The organism is Calditrichota bacterium (genome assembly GCA_020637445.1).
Classification (GTDB): domain Bacteria; phylum Electryoneota; class RPQS01; order RPQS01; family RPQS01; genus JABWCQ01.
In genome coordinates this window covers 251826-264688 of sequence record JACJVZ010000002.1, presented here as the reverse complement: position 1 = coordinate 264688, position 12863 = coordinate 251826, and the positions used below count along the sequence as shown (strand labels likewise).

Genomic DNA, 12863 nt, shown 5'->3' with positions numbered 1-12863 from the left:
CCTCGGGCTTTTAATTTGTTGTCGATAGCGTGTCAGATCAGTTGCCCATTCTTGTCGCCATTGCGTACGCTTCGGCAGTTTCGGTCATGGGCGACATTGTGCTCAAAAGGGTTTTGTAGGTTCCTTGACCGGAAAGTTCGTCGGCGACTTTCTTAATCAGGGCCAAGGTTGATTTCATCAGGCCGGAACCCAAGCTCACTCTGGCGACGCCTAAGTCTTGCAGTTCGCGCACGGACGGCGGCGTTTCCTCACTCATTCGCGGATTTGCAAGAATATTTATGGGCGCGTCAATTTCTTTGACCAAGGTCTTGATCATTTCTTTGTCCCACAGCGGCTGGACAAAGATGCAGTCGGCGCCGGAGTCTTTGTATTTGTTGCCGCGGCGGATGGACTCGGCTAAATTCTCTTTTGGCGAACCCTTTTGAGTGTAAAATGCGTCGGTGCGCGCATTTATCACCAAATGGAAGCCCAGAGAGTTGGACAGCGTGCGAATAGCCGAGAGGCGTTCGCAAAATTCGTTCTCGTCGACGAGGTCCGGACTCATGTCAAGGCTGTCTTCGAGATTGATGCCGACGATTCCGGTAGCAATAATTTGCCGGAGTGAGTCGACGACTTCGTTCAGATTGCGGCCGTACCCGGCTTCGATGTCGACGGTGACGGGAACATTGACGTGGTCTGCGATTCGCTTGATGCTCTCGAGCATCTTGGAAAGCGTGATCACCTGACAGTCGGGATAGCCTAACGACGCGGCGATGCCCATGCTCGTGGTTGCGACGGCTTTGTAGCCGCAGGCCTCGATGATCTTGGAGCTGGCTATATCCCACGAATTGAGCAATACCAGCAGCTCAGCGTCGTAATGATATTTTAAGAACCGCTCTGCATTTGCTTTCTGAATTTCAGAAACCATGTCTGTTTTCTCCCCAGTTCAATTCAAAACGACGATTGTGTTTAAGAAAGCCCGAGGCAACACCTCGGGCTTCTACTTTTGCGTCAGCACGTTGGGTCAAGCGGCTACGCTTGCATCTCAATCCATTTCTTCCAGTAGAACTCGCTGTCTGGTTCGTCGCACAAGCGCTGCACGATTTGCCAGTACCACTCTTCTAAGGGGATCTCATGTTCATCTAACCTTGGGAAGGGGTTGTAGGTTCCGCCGGAAAGGGCGCGGCCGATGTGGTCTAAGACGCCTAATGCAAGTTCGGGAACGTCGCGCATACGGATGCCGGACATCTTCATCATCTTCTCGAAGATATAAGACTGCGGAATTGCGCCGGGAATAAAGCCTAACGCGCGCGTGCGCATCACAGGCAAAAACAAATCCATCACGATGCGGCCATGACCGTACGCTTTGATGGTGTCGGCCTGCAAGAACTCTTTGGGAAGATAGAGACTCGTCGAATAGGGACCTTGTCTGCCGTAGAAGGAACTCTCGGGGTCGCGGCTGATAACGTCCAAACTTCCGCGCCAATCGATGTAACCGGTCACGCGCACTTTGATTCCGTGTTCGGCCAGCCTTTGCGGAAACTCGACGGCCATGCGGCCCATGATGTGGCGCGTGTTCTCGATTTGCTGATCCGTCAGATAGCCGAGCTTGTATTGGAAGAGTCCTTCGTCGTCGACGTCCTTGACATAAATCGGCGGCATATCAGGCAGCATACCCGCCATCGCCGCGGCGACACCGTTGATGTAGATGACTTCTTTCGCGCCCGCTTCTTTCAGCGCATGCAAAACCCAGTCGAAGGCGTCGCCTTCCAGCGCCATGCCGTTGTTGGAAAGATGGTAGCGCGAACCGAAGCCCATATTTTGTGCGCGGGTGACCATCTGTTTTCCCATTTCGTAGCCGACACTGCGGGAAAGATCGCGTGCAATGACCGTGACGCTCCCGTCGACGGCAGTGAAGCGGCGCACCGCGCTTTCAATCGCGCCGCCGAGTCCGGGACCCGTCGCCCCCGCTAATACAAAATGCCGTCCGCGAATCCAATCAAGTCCATACTGACCGTAAGGAATCAACTCATTGTGACGGTTCCAGATATTGTCGAGCAAATTGGTCGCATCCTCTGGGAATTTCGCAACCTGCTCAGGTGTGGGACGCGGCACAACGGCTTGATACTCTTTGACGCGCAGTCCGGGATGCGGCTGTGCAAACGGAGATGGAGATTGAATCATGCGATTTCGCTATCGAGTGGTCTGTTGATACATCATCTGAAACGCGCTGCTGATTCTCTTGTCGAGGTTAAGCAGTTCGTATTCAAGTTCGGGATGTGCTTTCAAAAGTTCGCCGAGCCCGACTTGCAAACCCATCAGGAGCAGTGTGTCGCTTAGAGATACCGCGCGGTCAATCTGCAAATCGAGAAGCGCCATTTGTTGCTGCATAACGATGGTGCCGATGACTCTCCCGGTCTTTTCTTCGAACTCGGGGTCTTCAAAATGACGCTCCAGTGCGATGATTTGTTCCTTGATCTTTTCTTCGGCGACCTTATTGATGGAATCCACCTTCATCTGGTAGATCATCTCGCCCGGATCGATAATATATCGCGGCGCGGTGGAGTCGGTGCCGGGGATGTAGTTGGGAGTTGCGAGCTGTTTCATCAAGGTTGAATCACGTTCAACCACAACGCGCGGCCTTTCGGCATGGGCGAGCAAGGCGAACATCAACAAAGCAAATATCAGACGAACAATCATGAACGGGGAACTTCCGGTTCTTGTATGGTTGAAGCGATAAGCATGGCGGCGAGAATCAGCGCCGCACCGAGGAGTGTGAGAGTCGGTGGAACATGATTTTGCAGAATCCACGCGGCGAGTCCGGCGGTGACAGGCTCCATCGAATAAACGATGGCCGCACCGGTGACGGGGACACGCGGTTGAAATTTCATCATGGCCCAAATTGCGATCACGGATGCGAAGACCGCCGTGAACACCAGCGAAACGGCCAACTCACGAGTCAGTTCAAAGTGCAGCGTTTCGACGGGCAGCGCGGCCATGGCGATCAAACTTGTCGCCGAAATTTGCAGCCACGCGAGCGGCAATTCACTGTCGGGTGTGGACCAGCGGTTGATCAACAGAATATGTACGGCATAACACACCGCGCAGACCAGAATCAGTTTGTCACCGTGGTTCAGCGCCATTTGTGTAAGCACGGGTTTTCCGTCCACGAGTGTTTCCGGCAAAGACATCGCGAGAATGCCGGCAAAAGCAATCGCAGCCGCAAGCCACATGCGTTTGCGGATCCTTGCTCGGAAAAACAGCGCGCCGAAGAGCGGCGTGAACGGCACGTAGAGCGCGGTGATAAATCCTGCGCGCGCGGAGGTGGTGTGGGCGAGACCGATCGTTTGAAAGATATAGCCGCCGCACAATAGCGCTCCAAGCACGAGCCCGCGTTTGATCAACTGCGGATTGAACGAGATGGATTTCTTGCCGAACAGGACGGGAAAGAGCAGTGCCGCGATTGCGAATCTGGCCGCAACGAACAAAATGGGCGAGCTATCGTCCAGTGACCACTGCACGATGGGGAAGGTGAATCCCCAAAAAAACGTCACCCCGAGCAGGGCCAAGTAGGCAATCAGCACGGGGTGAAAGATAGCGATTTCTAAATAGACTTGCAACTGCTTGTAAAGCAGTTTCTTACACCGCTGTTGTTGGTCTCCAGACCAGCAATGGCAGACGACGCACCGCCGTTGTCGGTCTCCGGACCAGCAATGGCAGACGACGCACCGCCGTTGTTGGTCTCCAGACCAGCAATGGCAACGACACACCGCTGTTGTTGGTCTCCAGACCAGCAATGGCAAACAACGATCTATTTGATGAGCATCAACTTCTTAGTTTGCACTCGCTCAAGTGTCTCCACGCGCAGGAAATACAGCCCGCTCGCCCAGCCCGCTCCGTCTACGGCAAGGATGTGCTGCCCGGCGGCAAATTGCTGATCGGCGAGCCGCGCGACCTCTTGACCGATGATGTTATACACCGTTGCGCGAACGTGTCCAGCTTCGGGCAAGGTTAGCCGCAGAGTCGAAATGTTGTTGAAGGGGTTGGGGAAGACTTCGGTGGTTAACGGGGGTGCGGATTGGGTGCCGTTGCCGTAGAGAATGACATTGTTGTACTGACCGCCAAGGTAGAACGTCAGATTACCGTAGAATGGTCCAACCGACGGAGGTGTGAAAGAAACGGGAATATTGTACGGGCCGCTGAATTGATAGCCAGCATTGGTGTAAAACGGATAGCTCGCATACGCTCCGGAAAAACTGCCACCCATGCTGATGGTCAAAGTATCCGTAATAGTTGTACCGACCGGCGTGTCCTCAAAAACCAGACTGTCCGGACTAGTTGAGGTGTCATAAGACATGAAAGGCAAATGCCAATTACGCAACCTCGCGTCGTAGTGCAGCACGTTGTTATAACCGGTTCCTCCGAGGTTGCTTCTGTGGACAAACCCGCGATATCTTTGCGTGATTCCTCCGGTCAGAATCAAATTTCCGCGCTCATCCGGCGTTATCGGCGAGACGTACGGATCGAAAGAGTCATTCATTTGCTCAAGCTGAAGCGAACCGCCCAACGCAAAAAGTAAGGCCGTGATCACGACGTGACATTGAGTATGATCCGTGTAGTGGCCGCCGCAGTTTCCTCGGCCATTGGCGGTCGTATTGCCGATAATGATCCACTCTTCACTGGCAAGGCAAATGCGAGACGTTGCGCCGGCAGGAAGGGTACCGTGGTACATGTTTGTTCCTTGGAGCATCACATTGTCAACAATTCGAATGTTGTGACTCGAACCAAGAACGAGTGTTTGGTCATCCGCAAATAGCTCTCCCCGCACATCGACAGTACCGTCAAAGTACACGTACGGCGACCAATTCAGATTGACGATAGTTAGCGGCGCAGAGAGCGTATCGAGGAAGGTTCCTTCCTGACAATGGTAGCAATAAATCATGTCCCCTTGTATGCTCGCATACCATCGTTGATGCGGTTCTGAGAAATAGGCGCCGTTTTGCGATGCGAGAGATTGCAAATCTTCAAGCGACGAAGGCAAAAGCACGATCGGCGCGTTGAAGACCGGATCGCCGCCGAGGAAACGAAAAGCGGGGTTTGGGCTGCCGGGGCGGAAGCTCGGCCTGCTTGTGCTCACGACGTCATAGGCAACAGGCAATCCGGCGACATTTCCCGTCGCAATCCAATCGTTAGAGTGAACAGGTCCCCACAGGGTATCACGACCCCAAAACCGAATAATGTCCCCGGGAAAAGTCAACGAGGTTTCGTGGTCTGTCAGCCACATGTAGTTTGTCTGAGCATACAACGACAAGCACGCGGCGAACAATGTAAGCGCAAAAATGATCGATTTCATCAGCCTTCCCTCCAGAAGAAGCGAATGAAGTTATTTTAGTAAAAGAAGTTTTTGAGTGGAGACTTGATCTTCCGTGCGCAGGGACAAGAAGTAAACGCCGGACGACCAGTTTGCTCCGTCGATGGAGAGAACTGTTTGACCTGCGGGGAAAGTTTCATCGGCGAGTTTTGCGACTTCGCGGCCCAGGATATCGTAGACTACTGCGCGGACGTGGGATGACTGGGGAAGTGTTAGGCGCAGAGTCGAAATGTTGTTGAAGGGGTTGGGGAAAACTTTGGTCGTCAACGGGGGTGCGGATTGGATGCCGTTGCCGTAGAGACGAACAACATGGGCGTGTGCGTCGAGATAAAAAGTCAAGGCTCCTGAATATGGCCCGACGCCGGGAGGTGTGAATGTTACGGGTATGCGATGGGTTGGGCCGCTGTATTCATAGCCGGTAGCAGCAGCAAACGGATATGTCGCATACGCGCCAGAGTAAGGTCCCGCACCTGTCACCACAACGGTATCAAAACCGGTTGTGCCGACAGGCGTGTCATCGAAATAGAACGAATCCGGAATACTCTCGACGATGAAAGGTTCAAAGACGCCGATACTCCAGTTCGTCAAACGGTTGTCCCAATGATAGACTTTATTGTAACCCGTGCCGTTGTGGTTCGAGCGATGAACATATCCCCGCCAGCGCTGTGCGACACCCCCTGTAAGAACAATATTGCCGCGCTCATCGGGGGTGGGGCCGATGTACCAATCGAAGACGTCATTCATCTGCTCAAACTGAAACTGCGTTCCCAGCGCAACGACGTATGCCGTGATGATAATGTGGCAATGATCGTGATTATTGTTGGAATGATCCCCGCCGCAATTTTCTCTGCCGTTCGCAATCGTATTCCCGATATAGATTCCGTGCTCTGAAGCAATCGCAATTTTCGAAGTCGCTCCAGCCGGAAGCGTGCCGTTAGTCATGTTCGTACCTTCGAGCATGACATTGTCGACTAAAGTAATATCTCTGCTGCATCCGATAATAAATTCGCAATCCTGAGGCGACATCTCCCCTTCGATTTCCAATTTGCCGTCGACGAAAACAACAGCCCGAGGTGACAGAGGAATCCTTATGCTCTGAGCCGACAACGAATCAAAGAACGTTCCTTCTTCGTAGTAGTACAAAATGGCATTCCAACCTCGAATTGAGCACCGCCATTCTTGACCCGGGATAGACAAAGTTTGAGCGCCCTCGCGGATGTAAGTCAGCAACTCTGGAAGCACGATTTGGGGAACATTGTAATGAATGTTGTCCGGGATCGGAGTTTCAAACGGCCAGGGGAACCAATCACGGCTCATGTAGATCGGAGCAAAGGGAATATGAAAATCGGAAGAGAATCTGAAGCATTCATTGGTCCGAGCCGGTCCCCATATTGTGTCACGGTTGAAAATTGGCACGATATCTCCGGGAAACGTCAGGCTGGACTCATAGTCGGTAAAGTAGAAGTAGTTCTCTCCTTTCAGCGAAGAAACAGAAAGAACCACAGAAAGCAAAGCAAGAAAACATGCAATCGATTTCATCAGCCTTCCCTCCAGAAGAAGCGAATGAAGTTATTTTAGGAGCAAGAGTTTTTGCGTTGAAATAGTGTTTTTAGCTTTGAAGGACAGAAAATAGACGCCGGACGCGAAAGCGGTTCCGTCGAATTGCAGAGTATGTTCACCGGCGGAGAAGGTTTTGTTTGTCAACGTCGCGACTTCGCGGCCTTGAATATCGAAGACGCGCGCACTTACCATCTCAGAATTCGGCAGCGAGAACCGGATCGTGGTCGTGGCGTTGAAGGGGTTTGGCGCGATATTCACAGAAATGCGTTCCGGAAGGAGGAAATCGTCGGCGTCCGTGAACTCATTTTGATGATCTTCAAACGGCTCAAAGACTCCGATGCGCCAGTCGTCCATGCGTTGATCCCAGTGATACACCTTGTTATAGCCCGTTCCGCCGTGATTAGATCGGTGGACATATCCGCGGTAGCTCTGCGTCAATCCGCCGGTAAGGACAATATTGCCTCGTTCGTCAGGCGACGGGCCTTGATAAGGGTCGTCGACGTCATTCATGTCTTCCATCTGAAAGCCGGTTCCCAGCGCGGTCAAGTAGGCCGTAATGACGATGTGGCATGCCGCATGATTGGGGTTACTGTGACCCCCGTTAGAACAATTGTTCCGTCCGTTGGCAATTGTATTGGCAATGTAGATGCCGCGTTCCGAGGCAATCGCAATCCGCGACGTTGCTCCAACCGGAAGTTCACCGCTGGTTAGATTGGTCCCTTCCAGCATGACATTGTCAATCAAGCGAATGTCCTGACTGCAGGCCAGAATTAGCTCGCATTCATTTGGGCTCATCTCGCCTTCAATATCCAGCAGACCGTCGACAAAGATCACAGCCCGGGGAGAGAGCGAAACGGAGATGGATTGCGCGCTCAGCGAATCGAAAAAGGTTCCTTCAGGATAATGGTAGAGTATGAGCAGTCCCCCGCGAATGCTCGCGTGCCATTCGTCGCCGGGGATGCTGAAGGTTGCGGTCTGCTGTGATGCCCGGATAATGTCGAGGCTGTCGGGGAACTCAAGTTGGGGAGCGTTAAAGAAAACGTTGGCAGGAATCGGCCACGGTCCGGTCCACTCGGGAGTGTCGCAACTCATGTAAACGTGGCCATAAACAGTAGGCCAACCGCCGACATTTTGAAAGTGGAAACAGCCGTTCGTTCTGTGGTCACCCCAGATCGTGTCACGTCCGAAAAATCGGATGATATCGCCCGGGAACATCCAGTTGTACTCGTGGTCCGTTAGGTATTGATAGTTTTCTCCTCTCAGGCTTGAGACGGAGAGCACCACGGCCACCAGCGCGAGAATAAATGCAAAGTGTTTCATCAGCCTTCCCTCCAGAAGTAGCGAATGAAGCTATTTCAATAGTAAAAGTTTGTGAGTCGCGCTGCCGCTTCCAGCAATCAGTCGTGCAAAATAAACTCCGCTGGACAAACTTGCGGCATTGTAGTGAACGACGTGCGTGCCAGCGGTCATATTCTTGTTAAGCAGAGTCTCGATCTCGCGGCCCAGCACGTCGTATATCTTCAGTGTTGCCAAACCAGTCAGCGGCAAATCAAACTGCAGCGTCGTTTCCGGATTGAAAGGATTGGGATATGCGGAAAGCGAGCAGGATATTGGAACCGCGACTTGAATGTCATGTGCAGATGACACTAAAGAGTACGCGCGCAGCAACTGAATATCCGATGAAGATGTTGCGCGTACGGCGGCAGTGAAGTTGTAGTTTTCAGCGCCCGCAACATCCAACAACCGGGTAAAGCCGTGAATTAGGTCGACGCGCGGATTGCCGTTCGCCGAGTAGGCTAAGGTAAACAGGCACTCTTCGCCCGAGAGCAGCGTGGCCTCGCCTGCTATCAGAATCCCATTTCCGAATGGTACAGCATGCAAGGTTGGGACAGTGCCCAAATCTATTGGCGGCAATGCGATGCCGAGTGGAATGACGTGATAAGTTTGGTCTTCGGAGTAGTACAAATAAAGGTCCGTGTTCGTCGCAGTGGGATCTTCCATTCCGATCACCCAGCAGCCTGAAACGTTGTCCGTTGCGAGCATGACCGGAGTGTGAATGAGAGTCTCGTCGAGCACATGTGTTTCCGCAAATTGTCCGGTCGCATCAATGACTCTGAGCGTGAGACTTTGCGAATCGTTTTCCGAATGAGTGCTGATGTAGGCCGCGCCATGTCCGGCAGATAGCGCGAAGTGAATGGGCACATCAGTCCACAGATCACCGTGCAACGGCGTGCGCCAGAGTTCGCCGGAGCTGGTAGTTGCGCCGACAAAGTAGCTTTGCGGATTCTCTACATTTCTACAGAGAAAGTAGCTGTTACTGCCGTCAAAAGCGGCATACAGGGCTCTATCAGCTCTTGCCAAATGAATGGCTTGCGCTGTAGCAGAGCCTCCGAACATCTGGCCATAAACGATTTCAGGATCTCCTCCGTTTTCAACGTAAAACATCGCAACAAAACCGGAAGGTTGGTAGAATAGTCCCAAGGCAAATGGACGACGCATTTCGACGCTTAGTTCATCTCCGCAGTTGCACCAGAGTTGCTGGCCTGAAGAGTCGTACAGTGCAACGGGTGGCCAATCCCAGCGACTCGACGCAACGGCAGTGTGACCGTTTAGAACAGGCAGCACGTGAAGCTGCGACCAATTCATGTGTAGTGGCTGGGGAATCATAGGCAGAGTAGAATAGTCCCAATCCATAGGTTGCGCGACAAGCGCAGTCGAAGCAAGCAGCACAAGAAGCAGCGCTTTCATAATGTTCCCTCCATTATTTCAGCTATTTGAGCAAGAGCAATTTCCGAGTAATTAGGTTATGATTAGATTCCAGCCGCGCGAAGAAGACTCCGCTGGATAGATGTGCGGCATCATAGTGAACGACGTGCGTGCCAGCGGTCATGTTTTCATCGAGCAAAGTTTCAACTTCACGGCCCAGCACATCGTATATCTTTAGCGTTGCCAAACCAGTCAACGGCAAATCAAATTGCAGTGTTGTTTCCGGATTGAACGGATTGGGATATGCGGAAAGGATGAATGATGACGGATGAAGGATGGGCTCGTCGTTAACGGGTGAAGGAGACAAACTGATCCAGAGGCCGTCTTGCGTAAAGACGTCCAGATCACCGTCGCCGTCGAAATCGGCGAAGTACAGGAACAATCCGATTTCCGGAGGCAGAATCCCCGTATACTCCACCCAATGATTGTTCCGCCAGAAGAACGAGCGCCAGCCGTCTGAATTTGTGAAGACAAATATCTCCGCGTGGCCATCGTTGTCGATGTCGGCCAACGTGTACTCGAACATTTCGGTCGGCAAGCCTTCCGACAACTCAGGTTTGTAGGTAGCGATGGTTTCAGTGCCTACCCGTTCGAGCTCGTAAAAGTAGAGTCCCGGAGGAGCGCCGTCGGTGACACGCGTGACAAGTTCGCCTGCGCCGTCGCCCTCGACGTCACCGATTCGGGGGGCAGTGAAGACCGTGTCGGGATTGTCGAAGAAGCGCGAATAATCACCGCTGCCCATCGACCAGACCATTCTTTCCCCGCCCCCCCAGAGATCTGCAGCAAGCATCTCGTAAATGTATTCGCGATTCCCGTCGCCGTTCATGTCGGCGGTATTGCCCGAGTAAATTTGACCATATCCCCAGCCGTCACCCGCTTTAACCCAAGTGGAGTCTGACCATCTCATCAAGTAACCCGCCGGAACCATGATCCAAGCTCCGAATTGAAAACGATAGCCGTTGTAAAAACTGTAAACGTGGTTTTCGCCGTTTGTCGTTGAACTGAAAACAGCGTGGGAATTCACTTCCCATTGATTCGCGATTTCAGTACTGGTATAAGGATCGCCCGCGGACAATCTCACAAGCCTTGACGGCAGCGAGAGCTCAAACCCTTCGACGAAAGATTCCGCGTTGCCGTCGCCGTCGTAGTCACCGGGATAAAGCAATACATCGCCGGAATAAGTTACTACAGGTCCTTCGCCCTCGACATAGTCAAAGATGTAGCCAAACATGCAGTTGCAGTCGACACCCGGCTCATAAAATCCAATTTCCATGTCGCCGTCGTTGTCAATATCGGCGGCGAGCAGAAGCTGGTCGCCTAAGTATGGCTGCGGCTCCAGGTTTTCGCGCATCATCCATGCGCCGCTCTCGCGCTCATAGTATTCGATTGAGGAGCCTGTAAAGGCGAATCCGTCAAGCAAGCCGTCGCCGTCAAAGTTTCCCAGCAGACTTGGCAAGGGAAATCCGGGAAAGTCCAATGAATCGATGATATCGGGTCGTTCGGTAAATTGAGGAAATCTTGACGTGTCGGGATCAAAGCAGCGGACGGAATAGACGGTCGGCAAGTTTGTCAATCTTGTGTAGAAAAGAATCTCATCATTGGGATCCTGATCAAGGTTGACGGCCTGTGCATAGACCAGAGTTTCATTAGGCTCAACCCAGCCGAAAGGCCGCTGTGTAAGCGACCAACTAAAGAGATTGCCGGGGTCGTCAGTTTCGATGAGTTGGTAGAAGCCGTCATATCTGAACCGGATAATTTCATCACGACCGTTTGCGTTGAAATCCCCGACAACGATATTTCCAAAACCGGCTTCCCATGGATACACGGCTTCCAACCACGGAATTTGATCAGGCGTTTGATGCCAAAACGTCCCCGTATACTGTTCCCATTCCCAAGTCTGAGCACAAACTAAAGAGGCATAAATAAGGAGAGATAAGACGACGGTTTTCATGGAACTTATCCAGACTTTTTTAATGAGAAAAGCCTCCCGTTGAGAGAAAGTTCCCAACGGAAGGCTTTGATAAACATGTAATTACCCCTGTCAAACCCAGTATGCAACATTCGTAGCACTTTTTTTGAAAGTGCAACAAAGACAAGGAGATATGTTGGTAAGTTGGGCACCATCGTCCTCCACCTTATGAAAGGTAGTGAACGGCGAGACCCACTATTTCAAAATACGCACAGATGGTGCCAGAGTCAACCAGCGCGGACGCTGGACCCAAAGACGCTGGCGCGGCTAATAAGCAGCAACCGTCGGCTACTTCTTGAAAAAGTCCGTCAGAATTTCAGCGACTTCGTCACCCACCCGGCCCTGAGCTTCGACGGTGGCAGCGGCGATGTGCGGCAACGCGACGACTTTCGGATGCTCGACCAAATCACGGCGCGGCTTGGGCTCACCGACCCACACGTCGATACCGGCTCCGTACACATGACCGGAATTCAGCGCCGCCAGAAGCGCGTCTTCGTCGATCACGCCGCCGCGCGCGGTGTTGATCAAAATCACGCCGGATTTCATCATCGCGATTTCTTTCGCGCCGATCAAAGCGGGTTCGTCTTTACCTTTTGGAATGTGCACGGAGATGATATCGGATTCTTGAAACACTTCATCGAGTTCGTGCAGTTGAAATCCTTTGATCTTGACCTTTTCGGGGAACTTGTCGTAACCCATAATGACGGTCATGCCGAGGCTCGCGGCTTTTTGCGCGACCTGCGTACCGATACGGCCCATGCCGATAATGCCGAGAACTTTGCCTTCGAGTTCAATGCCTTTCGAGAAGGACTTCTTGTCCCACGCGCCGGATTTCATCGACGCATTTGCCGCGGGGATTGCGCGGGAAATGGCGAACATCAAACCGATGGCGCATTCGGCCACCGAGATCGACGACGCACCGGGCGTGTTGCGCACCGCGACGCCTTTGGATTCGGCGTATGCCACGTCGATGTTGTCCACACCGACGCCGCCGCGCACGATGATTTTCAATTTCTTCGCGGCGTCAATAACTTCTTTGGTAACTTTGGTGGCTGAGCGCACGGTCAGCCCTTCGACGTCGGCAACTTTTGCGAGCAGTTCGTCGCCGTCATAATGTTTGGTGTCAATGTCAAAGCCCGCGCTGACGAGCGCTTCGGCTGCGAGGGAATCAATTCCGTCGTTGAGTAGGATCTTAGGCATGGGAGGAGAGAAAATAGT

Annotated in this window: 10 protein-coding genes; all 10 read right to left on the bottom strand. The window is 52.6% G+C overall.

All coding sequences use genetic code 11. From position 1 onward, the window contains the following. Positions 1-37 precede the first annotated feature (37 nt). Complete coding sequence (locus H6507_08915) at positions 38-907, bottom strand: isocitrate lyase/phosphoenolpyruvate mutase family protein (protein ID MCB9369211.1); 870 nt, start codon at positions 905-907, stop codon at positions 38-40. A gap of 104 nt (positions 908-1011) precedes the next feature. Continuing rightward, entirely contained in the window at positions 1012-2163 is a 1152-nt protein-coding gene (locus H6507_08910; protein ID MCB9369210.1) for a hypothetical protein, read from the bottom strand. A gap of 9 nt (positions 2164-2172) precedes the next feature. Continuing rightward, the gene (locus tag H6507_08905) at positions 2173-2679 is read right to left on the bottom strand and encodes a hypothetical protein (GenBank protein MCB9369209.1); all 507 of its coding nucleotides are present in this window, start codon (positions 2677-2679) and stop codon (positions 2173-2175) included. Beyond that, the gene (locus H6507_08900) at positions 2676-3599 is read right to left on the bottom strand and encodes a DMT family transporter (GenBank protein MCB9369208.1); all 924 of its coding nucleotides are present in this window, start codon (positions 3597-3599) and stop codon (positions 2676-2678) included. The genes H6507_08905 and H6507_08900 overlap by 4 nt, the downstream gene beginning before the upstream one ends. 191 nt (positions 3600-3790) lie before the next feature. Beyond that, positions 3791-5332, bottom strand: coding sequence for a T9SS type A sorting domain-containing protein (locus H6507_08895; protein ID MCB9369207.1), 1542 nt, complete (start codon positions 5330-5332; stop codon positions 3791-3793). 30 nt (positions 5333-5362) lie between these two features. After that, positions 5363-6889 (bottom strand): T9SS type A sorting domain-containing protein, encoded by a 1527-nt coding sequence (locus tag H6507_08890; GenBank protein MCB9369206.1) that lies wholly within the window; start codon positions 6887-6889, stop codon positions 5363-5365. A 30-nt stretch (positions 6890-6919) separates the two neighbouring features. Then, on the bottom strand, positions 6920-8230 hold the full coding sequence (locus tag H6507_08885) for a T9SS type A sorting domain-containing protein (GenBank protein ID MCB9369205.1): 1311 nt from the start codon (positions 8228-8230) through the stop codon (positions 6920-6922). 30 nt (positions 8231-8260) lie between these two features. Continuing rightward, positions 8261-9658: a T9SS type A sorting domain-containing protein gene (locus H6507_08880; protein ID MCB9369204.1), complete on the bottom strand. Its 1398-nt coding sequence runs from the start codon at positions 9656-9658 to the stop codon at positions 8261-8263. Positions 9659-9680: 22 nt separating this feature from the next. Further along, entirely contained in the window at positions 9681-11627 is a 1947-nt protein-coding gene (locus H6507_08875; GenBank protein ID MCB9369203.1) for a T9SS type A sorting domain-containing protein, read from the bottom strand. 306 nt (positions 11628-11933) lie between these two features. Continuing rightward, entirely contained in the window at positions 11934-12845 is a 912-nt protein-coding gene (locus H6507_08870; protein MCB9369202.1) for a D-2-hydroxyacid dehydrogenase, read from the bottom strand. Positions 12846-12863 lie beyond the last annotated feature (18 nt).